Genomic DNA, 17,272 nt, shown 5'->3' on the forward strand with positions numbered 1-17,272 from the left:
TCCCTGCCTCACTGGCATCCGGGCTGTCTCCGACTACGACCGGAGACACCCTAGAAACAGCAAAAGACATACACGCCCAACACCAGGCATGCGCCCACGCATCCATGTGAATCAGCGAGATACCTTGCGACCGATATGCCCGGGCAACGGATACAACAACCCATGACTCCGCCGCTGGGCGATCTCTCTCTACGCTCGCAACTCGCGCAATACCAGATGAATTTCTGCCCTGTCAGACAGGAGGGGCGAGCAGTCCCGGACAATCCGACTTTGAGAATATGCACACTACAAAGCACCTGAGCACAGACACTCTCAACGCAGGTTTTGCGCCCGCCTGCGTCACGCCAATGTCAAACACGCGCATCCGCGCACGATTTGCGGGAGAGTGGATTCCCCATCCTCGGTTGAGGCTTCCCGCCTGGGGTCACCCCGGCCCCGAGAGGCGACCCACCGAGACGCACACTCAGGTCTTCATCGACCGGACGAAGTCGATGAACGCACGCAGCGGCGTCGGGAGGTGGTGACGGCCGGGATAGTAGAGAACCGGCCCGGAGAAGCTCGGCCACCAGGACTCGAGCACGGGGACCAGCTCGCCCCGGTCGATAGAAGGACGAAGCCAGTCCTCGAAGTCGTAGATGATTCCGGTCCCCGCGACGGCGGCCGCCACCGCCAGGTCCGTCGTCGTCCCGAGACCGGTGATCAGCGGGCCCTTCGGGTCGACGTGGAGTGTCACCCCGTCGCGCTCGAACTCCCACGCGTGCAGCGGCCCCTTCGTGAAGCGCCCTCCCAGGCAGTCATGATTCAGCAGCTCGCGCGGATGTCGCGGGCGCCCACGGCGCGACAGGTATCCGGGCGAAGCCGCGGCAGCGAAGCGCTGGACGCGCGGACCGATGGGCACCGCCACCATGTCCTGCGCGAGCCGCTCCTCGTAGCGGATGCCCGCGTCGTAGCCCTCGGCCACCACGTCGACCAGGCGCTCCTCGGCGATGACCTCCAGACAGATGTCGGGGTACTTCGCCAGGAACGGCGGCACGATGCGCGGCAGCACCAGCCGCGCCGCCGCGATGGGGACGTTGAGCCGCAGACGCCCCGCCGGTCGGCCGCGGAAGTCGTTGACCACGTCCAACGCCGAGCGGACCTCGCTGAGCGCGGGCTCGAGCCGCTCGAGCAACCGGGCCCCCGCCTCGGTCAGCGTCACGCTGCGCGTCGTCCGCTGGAGCAACCGGACACCCAACCGGGCCTCCAGCCGACGGACCGCGTCTCCCAGCCGGGACGCGCTGCTGCCCGTCGCCCGCGCCGCGACGCGGAATCCGCCCTCGCGAGCGACCGCCCTGAACGCTGTCAGGTCCGCGAACTCATCCATGACTGTGCGGATTCTCGCACAGCCCGTACCCATTGCCACCGATTGTCGCGCAGCGGTGGCGGCCCTAGAGAAAGGGCGAACCTCCAGCCCCAGGGCCTCCGCCATGCCTCCCAGCTCCAACACGTATCGCCTCGGCTCCCACACGGTCCGCCGCGTGGGTTACGGCGCCATGCAGCTCGCCGGTCCCGGCGTCTTCGGTCCGCCCAGGGACCGCGAGGCCGCCCTCGCCGTGCTGAGAGAGGCCATCGACCAGGGCGTCGACCACCTCGACACCAGCGACATCTACGGCCCGCACGTGACCAATGAGCTCATCCGCGAGGCGCTGCACCCGTACCGCGACGGGCTGGTCATCGCCACGAAGGTGGGCGCGGTGCGTGGCCCCCAAGGCTCCTGGGAGCCCGCGTCCTCCCCCGCGGACCTGGAGCGCTCGGTCCACGACAACCTGCGCAACCTCGGGCTCGACGTGCTGGAGGTCGTGAACCTCCGGGCCATGTTCAGCGCCGAGGGCCCGGCGGAGGGCTCCCTCGAGGCGCCCCTCACCGCGCTCGCGGAGCTCCAGCGGCGCGGACTCATCCGCCACATCGGCTTGAGCAATGTCACCCCGACGCAGGTCGCCGAGGGCCGCAAGCTCGTCGACATCGTCTGCGTGCAGAACCACTACAACCTGGCGCACCGACAGGACGACGCGCTCATCGACCAGCTCGCCGCCACGGGGACGGCCTACGTGCCGTTCTTCCCGCTGGGCGGCTTCACCCCGCTGCAGTCGAGCACGCTCGACGACGTGGCCACGCGGCTGGGCGCGACGCCGATGCAGGTCGCCCTGGCGTGGCTGCTGCACCGCGCCCCCAACATCCTGCTCATCCCCGGCACGTCGTCCCCCGCCCACCTCCAGGAGAACCTCGCGAGCGCCTCGCTCTCCTTGAGCGCCGAGGACCTGGACCTCTTGAACCGCCTCACCGAGCGGACCTGACCCCGGCGCGTCCTAGGAGGAGGAGGTCCTGTGGGGCGCCTGCGTGGGCGGCGCATCCAGGGGCGCGTCGTTGCAGAGGATGCAACCGAGCGCGTGCAGGTGGACGCGGTGCACCTCGCAGAGGCCCCAGGTCGGCGGGTCCTCGGGAATCCAGGTGCCCTCCTCCACCGGGATGTCCCCTCGGGGCAAGCGCTCCACCCGCGCCCGGAACCACAGCAGCGCGGGGAAGAGAGAGGACTCCAGCGGTTGGAAGGGCAGCCGCTCCCAGCCCTCCTTCGCGAGCGCCGCGTCGACGAGCTCAAGCAGGAAGCGCCGCTGCGCCTCGAAGGACTCCAGCACCCAGCCCAGCTCCGAGACGTCAAAGCCCACCACGCCGAGCCCACAACGCTCCTGGTCGTGCTCCACCAGCCATTGGGCCAACCGAAGCTCCCAGGGCGTGCGCGCGTGATGGCTCGCCGCGAGCGACAGCACGTCGAAGAACACGGACGTGAGCCCGTTGCTCATGCGCAGGTCCGGGGCGCCGGGTTCGAGTCGGCTCGTGACGTGGTTGCCCATCCCCTCATCCTAAACCGAGGTTCGTGACGCACGGGTGCGGAGCGCCCCTGGTTGCTTAAATTGATTTTCCAGTTATTCTTGATGGGCCTGTTTTGTATTCACGAGCGGGGTCTCCCATCATGAAGATGCATCTTGTCGTTGCCGCTGTGGGTATTGCTTCCATACTCGCCGTGCCTCGAGCGATGGCGAACGAGACAGTCCTCTGGCCCATCCAAGACTGGACCGGGGACGGGAACATCGACATGTATGACATGTGGCGATATGAGATCTGGATTCGCCGGGTCGGGACGGATCCCGCCTGGCCCACCACGCCAGGCGGCACCACCATCTACAGTCGGAACATCGCCTGCTCCACATGTCATGGAGAAGGGTGAGTCTCGCCTGTCATGAGCAGGGACCCTCTCGGTTGGCTTCACCGAGGGGGTCCGCGCCCAGGCGCCTCACCCGATTTGAATCGGCGACAGCGTGAAGGTGGAGGCGCCCCTCTCCAGCACGCCAGGACTCGCGCGAGGAAGACAGGGCCCGTCCGACGTCAGTTGCCGCGGTAGGTCGTGTCGAGGATGCCGATGCCGGCCCCCTCCACATACAGCGTGACGCGGGTGCCCTGCGTCGCCGCCTGGGTGGCGCGCTCGAACAGCCCCAGACGCTCGGCCTCGCTGTACTGGTAGCCCGCGGAGGAGGCGCTCGCGCCCAGGTAGTAGTAGTTGCCGACGAAGCTCCCCGTGCAGTTCGCCCCGGTGTTCACCTGCACGACCACATAACCCTGGCCATACGTGAGATTGGGTTGCCGGGTGTACGTCGCCGCGCAGACGTAACCGTTCACGGTGATGGGCGCCGCCAGGGCCGTATTGGCGAACCCGACCGCCACCATCACCGCCGGAAAAACGATGGACGCTCGCTTCATGGTTTGACTCCCTCTGCTGTCGATTGCGATTGGAATTTCCACACCCAGGATGGACGCGGAGCCCCGGAAAAGAGCCTTTGCTTTTCCAGACAGGCAAACGCGCGAGCCGCTCTTTCTTCCCCAGGGTGCGGGCTCACCCCCGCGAATCGCACTCAAAGGCATATTGAACAACACTTCACAAATGGTATGAGTCCCGCCGCACATCCAAAGGGTGCGCAAAAAGGGGGCATCAACCATGCGAAGCCATTCGAAGCCTGTCCTGGCAGGGCTGTTCGTTTCGTGTCTGTTTCTCGCCGCTTGCGGTGATGAAACTTTGCAGTCGCGTCCCGGCGTCGATCCGGAGCAGGCCCGAGTGCCGGCCGAGTCCCCCCTTCGGGAGGGCTACGCCTGGACCCCGGGTGGCAAGCTCACGCCGGTGAAGTATGCCGAGGTGGAGGGCCTGGCCCTCTTCGAGGGAGACATGGTGCTCGGCACGGTGGAGGAGATGGAGACCCGCCGCCAGAAGGTCGCGGCCCAGGGAGGTCTCGACGGCTCGGGGGTCCACGCCCAGGGCGTGGGCATCACCGGGGCCAACTTCCGCTGGCCCAACTACCTGGTGCCCTACACCATCGACGCGAACGTGCCGAACCAGGGGCGCATCACGGACGCCATCAATCACTGGCAGGCCCGGACCCATCTGCGCTTCGTGCTGCGCACCGCGCTCAACGCGGCGCTGTATCCGGACTACATCCGCTTCCAGACCAGCACGGGGTGCAGCGCCCACGTCGGGCGAATCGGAGGAGCGCAAGGGGTATGGCTGGCCAACGAGTGCAGCACGGGCAACACCATCCATGAAATCGGGCATGCCCTGGGCCTCTGGCACGAGCAGTCGCGCGAAGACCGCAACAATTACGTGGTCGTCCGGATGGAGAACGTCACGCCCGGCTATGAGGGCAACTTCAACCAGCAGATCGCCGACGGCGACGACATCCTGGGCTACGACTATGGCTCCATCATGCACTATTCGAGGACGGCGTTCTCGAGGAACGGGCTGCCCACCATCGAGCCCCTGGGCGGACAGGCCATTGGCCAGCGCGACGCGTTGAGCATCACGGACGCGGCCTCCGTGGCACGGATGTACTCGCGGACCATCAGCCTGCGCGCCTCGAACGGCAATTATGTGGTGGCCGAGAACGGCGGCGGCGGCACGGTGAACGCCAACCGCACCGCCGTGGGCGAGTGGGAGCGGCTCCGGCTGATGGACCGCAACGGTGACTCGCTGATGTCCGGCGACACCGTCTACCTGCAGACGCACAACGGCAACTACATCCAGGCCCTGAATGGCGGCGGCTCGAGGACGAACGCCACCCCCACGGCGCCCGGCGAGTGGGAGTCCTTCCGCATCACCAAGCGCTCCGGAAACATCCTGACCCCCATCAACACCGGGGACTCCGTGGCCCTGGAGATTGGCGGCCTGCTCACCACCTACTACATGGTGGCCGAGTTCGGCGGCGGCGACATCGTGAACATCGACCGCACCGCCGTGGGCGCGTGGGAGCAGTTCATCATCACCTTCGAGTGAGTCGCCCCCTGCCGGCCTGCCCTCCTCAGTTGTGGCAGGCCGCGCAGTTCGAGGCGCTGTACGCATAGCCGCCCGTCAAATCCCGGGGCCATTCGTTGTACCCCAGCATGGGGTCGAACATGAAGACATTGTAATACAAGACGTCGTAGAAGTCGACGGTCCCACTCCCGGTCCAGTCCCGGATGGGCCGGGTCACCGCTTCATTGGCTTCGACAGGCGAGGCACTGAACAGGGTGCTGAGACACAGCGTCGCGACCATCAGCTTGCTCTTCACGAGGGCTCCCATGTCTTGATGAACCTCGCCATGCGCCGACCATGACGGGCTGAAGCCTATCCGCCGAACCCAGACAGATCCAGGTTGGGCGACCCCGCCATCGTGACAGCACCCGCCGGGGTGTCCCGGATGACAGCACACACACTTCTGACCCCCGTCTCCTGGGTGATGACACCCACACGGTGGGCATGGCAGTCTTTCCCGCGACGGACGGGAGGCGCGCTCTCGACAGGCCCACCCGTCACGAGGGGAAAGGAAACATGCCGTGCTGACGACGCTGCTCATCATCATGCTCTCCGCCGCGCGCTGTGCTCCAGGGGAAGCCCGCGACGCGTGCGACTGCAGGCAGGGGAAAGAATCCGCCTGCAAGGCCTTGCGCAAATCCAACCCGAAGCTGGCCAAGGAGCTGGAGAAGGACCAGGAGAAGCAGGCCCGGGAGCTGAAGAAGGCCGAGGAGAAGCAGGCCCGCGAGGAGGCGGAGGCCCAGAAGGCGAAGCCCACGGGGCAGGTCCACCACATCATCTCCAACAAGATTGCCCGCGAGTTGGACAAGCACCCGGTCCTGAAGGGGAAGTACAAGGGCCGCGACTCCCGCTTCGTCGCGACGGCCGTCGACCTCCCCGCCCACCGCGGCTATCAGGACTGGCATCGCAAGGTGGATGACGAGGTCGTCGAGTGGCTCCAACGCAACCCCCAGGCCACCACGAAGCAGTTCGAGAAGTACCTGCATGACGTCTATGATCGAAAGGACCTGAAGGAGCGATTCCCCCATGGGTTCTGACGCGGCACCGGCCTTCTTCGTCCTCACGAGCCAACGGGGCTCGCCTCACGACACGGAGCTGTCCACGGTCGAGGACCAGGAGCGGGGCGATGCGCCGACGTGCCCGGCGTGCGGGGGCTTCATCGGCATGCGGACGTGGCGCGCGCCCCACCGCGTCGAGCTGAAGCTGCTGGGAGACGCCCCTGGTGACTTCATCCCGTCCAGCGGCGTGGGCTCGGACGTCATCATCTCCGAGCGCTTCGCGGACGCCTTCCGCGCGGCGGGGCTCACGGGCCTGAAGGGCTTCGAGCCGGTGGAGGTCCTCCGCGTCCGACCGGCGAAAGGCGCCTCCAAGGGCAAGGACACCCCCCTGCCCCGCTACCTCGCCGTCACCGCGACCTTCGGCTCGGCCCGGGTGGACGAGGCCCACAGCCACATCCTCCGGCCCGGGCCTTTCACCTGTGACACCTGCCGCGCCGTGGGGACGGACGGCATCAACGGCTTCACCCTGGAGCCGGAGAGCTGGAACGGCGACGACGTCTTCGAGCCTCGCGGCCTCCCCGGTGTCCGGGTGGTCTCCGAGCGCTTCGCGCGCCTGGTCACCGAGCACGGGCTGACCCACGTGAGCCTCACCCCCACCGAGCGCTATGTCTGGGATCCGCTGCGACGCTTCACCCAGGCCACGGGCGGTTAGACTCCCCGCGGGAGCCTGCCCCCGGGCTGGAAAGGCCTCACCATGCCATGGCTGATGACGCTGGGCGTGGTTGCGTTCAACGCGGGCTGTGCCCATTCCACGGGCGGGACCGGAGCCCCCGAACCCAGGCAAGGGGCCACGGCGCAACAGCTGTCGGCCCAGGCGAATCAGGCCTACGAGTCCCTGGCGTTCGACGCGTGCGCCGAGGGATTCAAGGCCTCCGCCGAGGTGGAGACGGACGCGGCGGAGCGCGCCGAGTCCTTCTACCGCTCCGCGGGCTGCGCCTCGCTCGCGGGCCAGCTGGACGCGGCGGTGTCGCTGCCGCAGCGCGCGCTGACCGCCACGCAGGAGGCCGCGTCCCAGCCCGTGATGGACCTGGCCCCGGTGGTGGACGCGGTGTCGCTGCCCACCACGACGGACCGCAACAAGTCGGTGTAACTGCTGTCGTGCCTGCTGGAGGACCTGACGGCGGACACGTTGACGGCGCAGCGTGCGGGACTCATCCGGCAACTGGGGGAGTCGCTGGTGGCGATGTCCGCGCTCCAGCAGCCCATCAATCGCGACGCCGCGATGCGAGTGTTGCGGCGGCTCTCCGGCGAGCAGCACGAGACCGCCGAGGCGTGGCGCGCATGGCTCGCCCTCCAACCCGAAGCCGCGAAGTAGGCGCGGGCCGGGGTCGAACCTCCGCCCCTGGCATCACCACCGTCGGCGGACCGTGGCCTTCTCGCCCGTCACCAGGCTCGCGTCCGGCACGTCGTCGGCGACGATGGCGCCGGCCGCGACCACCGCGTCCCGGCCGATTCGGACCCCGGGCAGGATCATCGCCCCCGCGCCAATCCACGCGTTCTCGGCCACCTCGATGGGCGCGCCCGTGAGGAACAGCCGCCGGTCTCCCGGGTCGACGGGGTGGCTGACGGTGATGAAGGTGACCTTCGGGCCCACCATCACCCCTTCGCCCAACCGGATGCCGGCGTAGTCGAGGAACGTGCAGCCCTGGTTGATGAACACGCGCTCAGCGAGCTCCAGCCGCAGCCCATGGTCCGTGTAGAAGGGCGGATAGAGGGTGACCCGCTTGGGGAGCGGCCTCCCGAGAATCTTCTCGAACAGCGCCGCCTTGCCCGCCTCGTCCTCGAACGGCAGGACGTTGAGGCGCGACGTCAGCTCGGTGACGCGCAGCACCCGCTGGCTCATCGCCGCGAACTCGGGGCTGAAGACCCGCTCCCCTCTCGCGAGAGACTCGGGGTCGTGGATGCGCAGGAGGTTGTCGAGGGGCATCCCACGAGCCTTGCGCCCCCCCCACGCCCGAGTCCAGCGCTCCCGAGCGGAAGGAAATGCTTCGGCCCGACAGGCGGATGGAGGACGCTGCGGGCCCCCACGAACGGAGTCGATGATGACGTACATGCTGTTGGTCATGGAGGACAGCCAGCGCAAGCGGAGCCGGACGCCGGAGGAAGGGCGCCGCGAGATGGAGCGGATGATCGGCTTCGTCCAGGACCTCCAGGCGCGCGGACTCTGGAAGGGCAGCGACTCTCTCCGGTCCGTCTCCGAAGGCGTCCGAATCGAGGTGCGCGACCAACAACGCACCTTGCGCGATGGCCCCTTCGCCGAATCCAAGGAGGTCGTCGGAGGCTATGTCCTCTTCGACTGCGCCAGCCGGGACGAGGCGCTCGCCATCGCCAGCCGATGTCCCGCGGCCGAGTGGTCCACCGTCGAGCTGCGTGAAGTCGGCGTCTGCTACGAGGAGGAGCCGGGCTGAAGCCCCTCCCCTCGGACATCACCGCCACCCGCTGAGCGCGCCCACTCGCCGCTAGAGCGTGGCGGAGGGCTGACCGCTTCCCCGGGGCGTGACGCCCCCTCGGACGGAGCCGCTGATGAGCTCCTCCAGCGTGGAGACGATGGCGGCGTGGTAGCGGCCGAACGCGTCCACGCTCTGAGGCACGTCGCAGATGATGGAGTGGAGGTAGAGCCCGTCCGCGTTGCGGAGGAACCACATGTTCCCCGTGTTGGAGTGCGAGGACTCGGGAATCGTCTTCGGCTGCCAGGTGTGGAGCATGTCCGCGCCGGGGAGCTTCCGGTAGTCGAGGAAGGAGAAGAAGTTGACCGGGAACGGCCACGTCCGCAGGTGGAAGTACTGCGGCGCGAGCAGCTCCCAGACCTTCACGAAGGGCACGTCGACGTTGCGCAACAGCTGCTCGAAGCCCGCCTGCACCCCTTCGACGACCTCCGGGAACTTCATCCCATCGGCGATGGGGAAGCGGATGGCCAGCGTGTTGACGAACCAACCGAAGGACTTGCGCCAGCGGGGGTCCTTGCGTTCCGCGATGGGCATGAACCCCCGGTACACCTGACTGCCGGAGATGTCCCGCAGGGCCATGCCGACGACGGCCAGCATGCCGATGAACAGCTTCGTGCCGCGCTGCTGACAGACGCGCTCGAACGCCTGGGCCCCCGCGTCGTCGAGCAACCGCACGGTGTTGTTGACGGCCGGGTACATGCGACCGGATTCGATGCCCAGCTCGAGCGGGATGTGCGGGAACAAGTCCCCCGCGTCCGCGATGAACGCGCGCCAGTAGTCCAGCTCCGCGCTGTCCGCGGTCAGCTTGGAGTACCGGTGGCGCTGCACATCCCCGAAGTCGAGATAGCTCCCCGCCGGATGGGGCGCCGGGGTCAGCCCCTCGGACAGGGCGGCGTAGTCGCGCTGCACGTCCTCGACCGCGTACACCAGGGAGAGGCCGTCACACAGGATGTGGTCGAACCCCATGTAGACGGTGGCCTGCGACGCCTCCACCACCACGCCCATCAAGAACAACGGCCACGACAGCGTGTCGATGTCCCGGTTGAACGTGTTCTCGATGTGGGCCGTCACGGCCTCGCCTGTCGCGAAGTGACCGATGTCGGTGCGCTCCAGCCGGACCTCCGCGGGCGTCATCACGTCGCAGCGCAGGTCTCCGGCGACGAGCTGCTCGAAGCCGCAGCGCAGCACCTCGTGACGCTTCACGAAGTGCAGGAGCGCGGCCTCCAGCGCGGGCAGGTCCAGCTCGCCGGGGATGCGGAAGGACAGGCCAATCCAATAGTTCTCCGAGACGTGCTCCTGCCGGGCGGACACCGCGCCCGCGAAGTGCTTCTCCTGGTTGAAGGAGGCGGGCCTGTCGCCAGCCGAGAGCGAGGTGAGGGTGTTCGCGGCGGGGCGAAGCCGCCATTCGTGGACGTGCCCGGCGTGGAAGCCCGCCTTCTCGAGAGGGAGCTGATGCATGGAGGAAGTCCTTTCCGTGGTCTTTCGCGTGTTCAGCACAGCGCTGACATGGGTTCGCGAGCAGTGAGCTCTGCGCGCATAGGCTGTGGTTGCCTCCCAGCTTGGACAAGCTCTCTTCAAACCAGTGTCGGATGCATCCAGTTGGGGGCGACGCGGGAGCGAAGTCGCCGTCTGCCATTGCCCCGGGATGCGGGGGAGCCCCACCACCGGGCAGCCTCAGTGTGGAGCAATTTCCACTTGGACCGGGTGACGGGGCTACGGGCTTTCCACGGGCGGTTCGGTGTATGCAGCACGCATGACTCATCCCGACTTCGACCCACAGCTGGCCCCGCTCCTCGCCCCGCTCGCCGGGTATGTCCCCTTGAAGATGACGCTGGAGCAGCTCGAGCACTTCCGCCAGCTGAGCCACGTGACGCGGGAGGCGCTCATCGGGGACGCGCAGGTGGACTGCGTCGACCACACCATCCCCGGCTATCAAGGGGACGACATCGTCGTCTCCGTCATCTCCCGGAAGGGCCACTCGGTGGCGGGGCCCGCCGTCTTCCACATCCACGGTGGCGGCATGGTGATGGGGACCCGCTTCGCGGGAGCCAGGCCCCTGGTGGACTGGGCGCTGCGCCATGACGCCGTCTGCGTGAGCGTCGAATACCGACGGGCGCCCGAGCATCCCGCACCCACGCTGGTGGAGGACTGCTACGCGGGCCTGGAGTGGATGGCGGCGAACGCGGAGCGGCTGCGCTTCAATCCCAACCAGCTCGTCATCTTCGGCGGCAGCGGCGGTGGCGGGCTCGCGGCGGGCACCACCCTGCTCGCCCGGGACAGGCAGGGGCCCCGGCTGCTGGGGCAGCTGCTGCAATGTCCCATGCTGGATGACCGCAACGAGACGGGCTCCGCGCATCGCTACGAAGGCGTCGGCGTCTGGGACCGGACCAGCAACCTGACGGCGTGGCGCGCGGTGCTGGGAGAGCGGCTCGGCGGACCGGAGGTCTCTCCCTATTGCGCGCCCGCGCGGGCCTCGGACCTGGGCCGGCTGCCGCCCACCTTCATCGACGTGGGCGGCGCGGAGACGTTCCGGGATGAGGCCGTCACGTATGCGAGCAGGATTCTGGCGGCGGGAGGCGAGTGCGAGCTGCACGTCTGGGGCGGCGCCTTCCACGGCTTCTACGACATCGCTCCGCAGTCGGCGCTGGCCCAGGCCTGCATCGCGGCGCGGGACTCGTGGCTCGCCCGGATGTTCGCGCGTGACACGGCCCTGCCCGTGACGCGGTAGACTCGAAGCCCCCTCGCTCGGAGTCCCTGGATGAGACCCCTCCCCCTCGTCGTCCTCCTCCTGCCGCTGTCGGGCGCCGCCGCCACGAAGAACGTGACCACCGTGGCGGAGCTCCAAGCCGCGCTGTCCTCCGCGAAGGCGGGCGATGACATCGTGCTCGCGGATGGAACCTACACGGTGAACGCGAACCTGAACTGCGCCGCGGAGGGCACCGACGCCCAGCCCATCACCGTGCGCGCGGCCCACCGACATGCGGCGCTCATCCGCTTCAACGCCACCGAGGGCTTCAAGGTCTCTGGGCGCGCCTGGGTCTTCGACGGGCTCACCCTCGAGGGCATCTGCGCCCGGGACCAGGACTGCGAGCACGCCTTCCACGTCACCGGCCACGCGGAGGGCTTCGTGTTGCGCAACAGCCGCGTGCGCGACTTCAACTCCCAGCTCAAGGTCAACGCGACGAAGAACGCCAGCGGCGTCTTCGAGATGCCGCACCGCGGGCTCATCGAGCGCAACGACATCTACGACACCCGCCCGCGCGTCACGGGGACGCCCGTCAACAAGATCAACATCGACACGGGGGACGACTGGGTGGTGCGCGACAACGAGGTGCACGACTTCGCCAGGCAGGGAGGCATCTCCTACGGCGCCTTCATGAAGAGCGGCGGCAAGCGGGGGCTCTTCGAGCGCAACCGCGTCCTGTGCGTCCGGGACCAGCCCGCCTCGGACACGCGAATCGGCCTGTCCTTCGGCGGCGGAGGAACGGGCGCGGCGTTCTGTGCGCCGGCCTTCGACGCGACGGTGCCGTGTGACCCCGAGCACTCGGATGGCATCATCCGCAACAACATCGTCGCCAACTGCTCGGATGTCGCCGTCTACCTGAACCGGGCCGCGCGCACGCAGGTGTTGTTCAACACCTTCATCGGCACGACGGGCGTGGACTTCCGCTTCGCGTCCTCCACCGGAGAGGCCCACGGCAACGTGCTGTCGTCCGTCATCCGGAGCCGCGACTCGGGCAGCTTCACCGCGGGGACGAACCTGACGAACGTGGCCACGGGCACGTGGACGTCCTGGTACGTGGCGCCGGTCAAGGGCGACCTGACGCTCAAGGGCCCGGTGACGCAGCTGGTGGGCGCCGCCGCTCCCCGGACCTCCGTCACCGATGACTTCTGCCAGCGGCCCCGGCCCACCTCCGGGTCCTACACGCTGGGAGCGCTGGAGCACTCGCTGGGCAACTGCGCGCCCGTCACGGAGCAGCCCGACGCGGGCACTCCCGACGCGGGCGGCGGGACTCCGGACGCGGGCGGCGGCACCCCGGACGCGGGCGGCGGCGTGACGGACGCGGGCACGCCCCCGGATGCGGGTCCTGGCACGGGCACCCCCGACACGGAGAAGGACAGCGGCGGTTGCGGCGCCAGCCCGGGCCTGTGGCCGCTGCTCCTGGTGCTGCTGCTGCCGTTGAGCCTGCGTCGCCGGCTGCGTTAGCGGAGGTCTCCGCGGGACCGTCAACTTCACGGGGCCGAACTCGACGGGCTGGACGTCGCGGAGCCCATGCCCGCCCCGGGCCAGCACACCTTCGACACCGCCACCATGGCCACCTCCACACCTGAGCCGGGCGCCGGGCGCCCACCGAGTCGACTGGCACCGCTCGCGCTGCCGCTCGTGGTCCTCCTCTGGTTGGTGCTCGTCGTCGCCCCTGTCTGGCTTCAGGCCGCGCGGGCCTGTTTCCCGAACTTCGACCTGGGCATCTATACCCAGGCGGTAGCGCGTCTGTCGTTGTCCAACCCCAACCCGTGGATCAGCGCGCGCCAGGTCTTCATCTTCAATGACCACTTCGACCCCATCCTCTGGGTGGCGCATCCGCTGGCGCGGCTCATCCCGCCGATGTGGGCCGCGCTGCTCGTGGAGGCCCTCTTCGTGCTGCTCACCGTGGCGCCCCTGCTCTGGCTCCACGCGAAGGGACTGCTGAGCCGCCGTGCCCTCGTCCTGCTCGCGGCGCTCCTCCTCATGAGCCCCAGCGTGGTGGAGGCCCTGAAGTACCCCGCCCACCCCACCACGTGGTCCATGCTGCCCTGGGTGCTGACGGGCGTGGCCTTCCATCTGCGCCGCCCGGGGCTGCTGCTCGCCTCGCTGGTCCTCCTGTTCTCCTGCAAGGAGGAGTTCGCGTTCGGCGGCATCATGTTGACGCTCGCGCTGCTCCTGCGGGGCGAGCGGCGCCTCGCGGCCGGCGTGGGCGCGCTGTCACTGGCCTGGCTCGCGGGTGTCTACGGGCTGCGCCCCTGGCTCCTGGGCCCCACCGTGGACTACGGCTTCCGGCTGGGACAGGGCATGGAGGGTGGCTGGTGGCACTACCTCTCGCTCCGGCTGGCGCCGCCCCACCTGTCACGCATGGGCACCCTGGTGCTGCTGTTCGTTCCGCTGGGACTCTGGGCCTGGCGCGAGCGGGTGAGGCCAGACGGGGCCTGGCTGCTGGTGCTCCTGCCGATGCTGGGCATCCGCTTCCTCGGCATGTCCTGGCGGTTCCACTACGGCGTGTCGCTCGTCGCCGCGGCCCTCATGGGCTTCCTGCCCGTCCTGCGCGCCCGGAGACTGCCCGCGTGGGTCCTCGCCTCCACCGGCGTCCTCCTCCTCGCCAGCAACGAGCCGAACCTCCGCAAGCTCACGAGCACCCTCACCGCCCCGCAGACCTCTCCGCGCCACTGCCCCGCGACGCCGGAGCGACTGGCGAGCCTCGCTCGGGGCATGGCGCTGCTCACCCAGCACCGCGAGGGCTCGGCGCTGCTCGGCAGCAACCTCGTCGCGCCGCTGGCGGACCGCGACGACATCTACGCCGTGGGTGGCCCCCAGCCCGACGAGGGGCGCGTCCACGAATGGGTGCTCGTGGAGAAGCCTCCCCACGGCGACGTCTGGCCTCTCACGCCCGAGCGGGTGCGGGAGCTCATCGACGTGTGGCGGAAGGACGCGGCCACCGAGGTCCTCATCGACGACGAGCACGTCTTCATGGCGAGAGGGCGCTTCACGGCGCACCGCTGACGCGCGTCTCGAAATAGGTCCCCTCGAGGCCGTGGGTGAAGACCTTCGAGGGCGGCAGACCGAACATCCCTCGGAACAGCCGGGAGAAGTGCGCCGAGTCGTAGAAGCCCGCGGCGTGGGCGACCTCGGTGAGGCTCCGCCCCCGGAGCGCGAGCGCCGCGGCCGCCTGCATCCGGTGCCAGGCGCGAAACGCCCCCATCGGGACGCCGACCTGCTCGCTGAACCGGTGCTCGACGAGCGAAGTCGAGGCCCCCACCCGCTGCGCCAGCCTCACCGCGTCCGAGGGCGCCTCCTCACCCGTGGGAGCGGAGAGCCACGCGGCGACCCGCGCGATGCGTGCGTCGACCTCCCGCGGACAGGGCCCCAGATGCAGCGCCTCCTGGAAGAGCTCCGTCCAGGGCTCGAGGTGTCGCGCACCGAGGGCGGTCTCCACGGCCGCGCGCACCGCGCTCGCGTCGACCTGATGGCGCAGCCTCACGCCGGGCTCCAGGAACAACACCGCGGCGCGCCCACCCTGGAAGTCGAGCGCGTGCCATTGCCACCCCGGCACGAAGGCGGCCTCGTGCTGCCCGACACGGCCGTCCCCCGCGACGAGCTCGAACGCATCATCCAATCCCACGAGCACGGCGTTGGCGGCGAACCGATGCCGGGGCAGCTCCTGGAAGCGGCCGACGTAGAGCGCTCGACCTCCGCCCAGCAACAAGTGGCTCCGCATCTGCAGAATCATACAAGCCGGCTCCTGGCGCCGCACCTAGCGTGGCCCGGTGAAGCACGTCGCTCACCTGCCCGCTCCGCTCCGAGGAGGCCCCATGGCCGCTGCCCACCCGTCCCTCCCCCAGATGATTCTCGACCGGGCGAACACGTCGCCGCATCGCGTCGCGTTCCGCGTAAAACATGACGACACCTATGTCGACCTCCGCTGGTCGGAGCTGCTCCCGCGCATCGAGGCCCTCGCGGCGGGGTTGTTGAGCGCGGGCGCGGTGGACGACGGCGCGTGCATCACCATCGTCGGCAACACCTCGATGGCGTCGTGTCTCGTCGACTTCGCGGCCCTGCGCGTCGGCCTCAAGACGGTGCCCGTCTACGCGAGCCTGCTCCCCGAGGAGGTGGGCTACATGCACGTGGACACCGCCGCGCAGCTCATCGTCGTGGACGACGCGAGCCAGCTCGACAAGGTGCGCGCCTTCCGCGCGGGCTTCACCTTCTTCGACCGGCACTACGCACCCGACGCGCTCCCCGTCCGCGCCAGGGTGGTGGTCATCCATCCAGGCGGGCTGGCTCCCGCCGACGACTGGGAGAGCCTGGAGACGCTGGAGGCCCGGGGACGCGCCCGACGGGCGGAGCTGGAGGACGAGGTGCGACGCAGGGCCTCGCTGATTCGACGCGAGCACGTCGCGACCTTCACGTACACCTCGGGGACCACCGGCGCGCCGAAGGCGGTGATTCAAACCCACGACAACATGCTGGCGATGCTCGAGGACGTCGGCGCCGCGCGGCTCCTGGATGACAACGTGCTCGAGCACGGCCTGTTCCTCTTCCTCCCCGCCGCGCACTCCTTCGGGCGCATGGTGGAGTTCGCGGGCCCCTTCTTCGGCGCGCCGCTGGTGATGTCGTCGGTGCCCACGCTGGCCGCGGACCTCGTCGCCTCGCGCCCGGGCTTCTTCCCCGCCGCTCCACGCGTCTTCGAGAAGATGATGGCGAAGGTCATGAGCGCCATCGAGGGCGAGAAGGGCTTGCGCCGCTGGATGCTGGACTGGGCCCTGGGCGTGGGACGTCGCGCCGCGACTCACGGCAAGGCGCGCCCTGTGTGGCTGGAGGCGCAGCGGGCCCTGGCGGACCGGCTGGTGCTGGCGAAGCTGCGCGCGCGCCTGGGCCTGGACCACGCCTCCGTGCTCCTGTCGGGCGCCGCCGCGCTCCGCGTCGACGTGCAGCTGTTCTTCCTCTCGCTCGGGCTCACGGTCCTGGAGGCCTACGGGCTGACGGAGACGTGTCCCGGGCTGACCATCAACCCCAGGGAGGACGTGCGTCCGGGGACGGTGGGGCGCGCGTTCTCGCGCTGCGAGCTCAAGGTGGACGCCGATGGCGAGCTGCTCGCGCGCGGGCCGAACATCTCGCGCGGCTACCTGAACCGTCCGGAGGCCACGGCGGAGGCGTTCGATGACGACGGGTGGTTCAGGACCGGAGACCTCGCCTCCATCGACGCGGAGGGTTTCGTCCGGGTGACGGGCCGCAAGAAAGAGCTGCTCAAGACGAGCGGCGGGAAGTACGTGGCGCCGTTGAAAATCGAGGCCCAGCTCAAGCGACACCCGTTGGTCCAGGAGGCCGTCGTGCTGGGCGACGGACGCAACTACTGCACGGCCCTGTTCGCGCTCGACCCGGAGATACTCGCCGTGGTGGCACGGCGCGAGGGCATCCCCGCCGACCCCTCGCACCCGCGAATCCACGACATCCTGAAGGGCCTGGTCGAGGAGACGAACACGGGCCTCGCGTCCTTCGAGCGCATCAAGACCTTCCGCGTCTCACCCGGCCCGTTCACCGTGGATGGCGGCGAGCTCACCGCGTCACTGAAGGTCAAACGTCACGCCGTCACGCGCCAACACTCGGCGCTCATCGAGTCGATGTACGGGGCCTAGCGTCGTCA

Annotated in this window: 18 protein-coding genes; 11 read left to right on the plus strand and 7 right to left on the minus strand. The window is 68.9% G+C overall.

Going from position 1 to position 17,272, the window contains the following annotated elements; genetic code table 11:
* Positions 1–463 precede the first annotated feature (463 nt).
* Positions 464–1,363 (minus strand): LysR family transcriptional regulator, encoded by a 900-nt coding sequence (locus LXT21_RS33555; RefSeq protein WP_254042298.1) that lies wholly within the window; start codon positions 1,361–1,363, stop codon positions 464–466.
* Between the two features lie 103 nt (positions 1,364–1,466).
* Here LXT21_RS33555 and LXT21_RS33560 point away from each other — a divergent pair, with 103 nt between their 5' ends.
* Positions 1,467–2,333, plus strand: coding sequence for an aldo/keto reductase family oxidoreductase (locus tag LXT21_RS33560; RefSeq protein WP_254042299.1), 867 nt, complete (start codon positions 1,467–1,469; stop codon positions 2,331–2,333).
* A 12-nt stretch (positions 2,334–2,345) separates the two neighbouring features.
* Here LXT21_RS33560 and LXT21_RS33565 read toward each other — a convergent pair whose 3' ends face one another.
* Together LXT21_RS33565 and LXT21_RS33570 are read right to left on the minus strand one after the other, a co-directional pair.
* A complete protein-coding gene (locus LXT21_RS33565) occupies positions 2,346–2,888 on the minus strand; it encodes a hypothetical protein (RefSeq protein WP_254042300.1) in 543 nt (180 codons plus the stop codon).
* A gap of 532 nt (positions 2,889–3,420) precedes the next feature.
* Positions 3,421–3,792 (minus strand): hypothetical protein, encoded by a 372-nt coding sequence (locus LXT21_RS33570; RefSeq protein WP_254042301.1) that lies wholly within the window; start codon positions 3,790–3,792, stop codon positions 3,421–3,423.
* Positions 3,793–4,144: 352 nt separating this feature from the next.
* Between LXT21_RS33570 and LXT21_RS33575 the strand changes: the two genes are divergently transcribed.
* On the plus strand, positions 4,145–5,353 hold the full coding sequence (locus tag LXT21_RS33575) for a M12 family metallopeptidase (protein WP_254042302.1): 1,209 nt from the start codon (positions 4,145–4,147) through the stop codon (positions 5,351–5,353).
* Between the two features lie 25 nt (positions 5,354–5,378).
* On the opposite strand, the gene LXT21_RS33580 is transcribed toward LXT21_RS33575, so the two are convergent.
* The gene (locus LXT21_RS33580; RefSeq protein WP_254042303.1) at positions 5,379–5,639 is read right to left on the minus strand and encodes a hypothetical protein; all 261 of its coding nucleotides are present in this window, start codon (positions 5,637–5,639) and stop codon (positions 5,379–5,381) included.
* 253 nt (positions 5,640–5,892) lie between these two features.
* Between LXT21_RS33580 and LXT21_RS33585 the strand changes: the two genes are divergently transcribed.
* The 4 genes from LXT21_RS33585 to LXT21_RS33600 are packed head-to-tail and all read left to right on the plus strand — an operon-like array spanning position 5,893 to position 7,744.
* Positions 5,893–6,408 (plus strand): Wall-associated protein precursor, encoded by a 516-nt coding sequence (locus tag LXT21_RS33585; protein ID WP_254042304.1) that lies wholly within the window; start codon positions 5,893–5,895, stop codon positions 6,406–6,408.
* A complete protein-coding gene (locus LXT21_RS33590) occupies positions 6,398–7,081 on the plus strand; it encodes a hypothetical protein (RefSeq protein ID WP_254042305.1) in 684 nt (227 codons plus the stop codon). The genes LXT21_RS33585 and LXT21_RS33590 overlap by 11 nt, the downstream gene beginning before the upstream one ends.
* A gap of 42 nt (positions 7,082–7,123) precedes the next feature.
* On the plus strand, positions 7,124–7,519 hold the full coding sequence (locus LXT21_RS33595) for a hypothetical protein (RefSeq protein ID WP_254042306.1): 396 nt from the start codon (positions 7,124–7,126) through the stop codon (positions 7,517–7,519).
* 39 nt (positions 7,520–7,558) lie between these two features.
* Entirely contained in the window at positions 7,559–7,744 is a 186-nt protein-coding gene (locus tag LXT21_RS33600) for a hypothetical protein (RefSeq protein WP_254042307.1), read from the plus strand.
* 33 nt (positions 7,745–7,777) lie between these two features.
* Here LXT21_RS33600 and LXT21_RS33605 read toward each other — a convergent pair whose 3' ends face one another.
* Positions 7,778–8,356, minus strand: a complete 579-nt coding sequence (locus LXT21_RS33605) for a DapH/DapD/GlmU-related protein (protein WP_254042308.1) — start codon at positions 8,354–8,356, stop codon at positions 7,778–7,780.
* 112 nt (positions 8,357–8,468) lie between these two features.
* Here LXT21_RS33605 and LXT21_RS33610 point away from each other — a divergent pair, with 112 nt between their 5' ends.
* On the plus strand, positions 8,469–8,837 hold the full coding sequence (locus LXT21_RS33610) for a YciI family protein (RefSeq protein WP_254042309.1): 369 nt from the start codon (positions 8,469–8,471) through the stop codon (positions 8,835–8,837).
* Between the two features lie 51 nt (positions 8,838–8,888).
* Here LXT21_RS33610 and LXT21_RS33615 read toward each other — a convergent pair whose 3' ends face one another.
* Entirely contained in the window at positions 8,889–10,334 is a 1,446-nt protein-coding gene (locus LXT21_RS33615; RefSeq protein WP_254042310.1) for a condensation domain-containing protein, read from the minus strand.
* Between the two features lie 295 nt (positions 10,335–10,629).
* On the opposite strand from LXT21_RS33615, the gene LXT21_RS33620 reads away from it, so the two are divergent.
* The 3 genes from LXT21_RS33620 to LXT21_RS33630 all read left to right on the plus strand — a co-directional run bounded on the left by LXT21_RS33620 (position 10,630) and on the right by LXT21_RS33630 (position 14,631).
* Positions 10,630–11,604: an alpha/beta hydrolase gene (locus LXT21_RS33620; protein WP_254042311.1), complete on the plus strand. Its 975-nt coding sequence runs from the start codon at positions 10,630–10,632 to the stop codon at positions 11,602–11,604.
* 30 nt (positions 11,605–11,634) lie between these two features.
* The gene (locus LXT21_RS33625) at positions 11,635–13,083 is read left to right on the plus strand and encodes a chondroitinase-B domain-containing protein (protein WP_254042312.1); all 1,449 of its coding nucleotides are present in this window, start codon (positions 11,635–11,637) and stop codon (positions 13,081–13,083) included.
* A gap of 66 nt (positions 13,084–13,149) precedes the next feature.
* Positions 13,150–14,631 (plus strand): DUF2079 domain-containing protein, encoded by a 1,482-nt coding sequence (locus LXT21_RS33630; RefSeq protein ID WP_254042313.1) that lies wholly within the window; start codon positions 13,150–13,152, stop codon positions 14,629–14,631.
* Here LXT21_RS33630 and LXT21_RS33635 read toward each other — a convergent pair.
* Positions 14,615–15,358, minus strand: coding sequence for an AraC family transcriptional regulator (locus LXT21_RS33635; protein WP_254042314.1), 744 nt, complete (start codon positions 15,356–15,358; stop codon positions 14,615–14,617). The genes LXT21_RS33630 and LXT21_RS33635 overlap by 17 nt on opposite strands.
* Before the next feature lie 82 nt (positions 15,359–15,440).
* Here LXT21_RS33635 and LXT21_RS33640 point away from each other — a divergent pair, with 82 nt between their 5' ends.
* Positions 15,441–17,264 carry an AMP-dependent synthetase/ligase gene (locus LXT21_RS33640; protein WP_254042315.1) on the plus strand — a complete coding sequence of 608 codons (1,824 nt, stop codon included), beginning with the start codon at positions 15,441–15,443 and terminating at the stop codon, positions 17,262–17,264.
* Positions 17,265–17,272 lie beyond the last annotated feature (8 nt).

Origin of the sequence: Myxococcus guangdongensis (assembly GCF_024198255.1) — a bacterium.
GTDB lineage: Bacteria > Myxococcota > Myxococcia > Myxococcales > Myxococcaceae > Myxococcus > Myxococcus guangdongensis.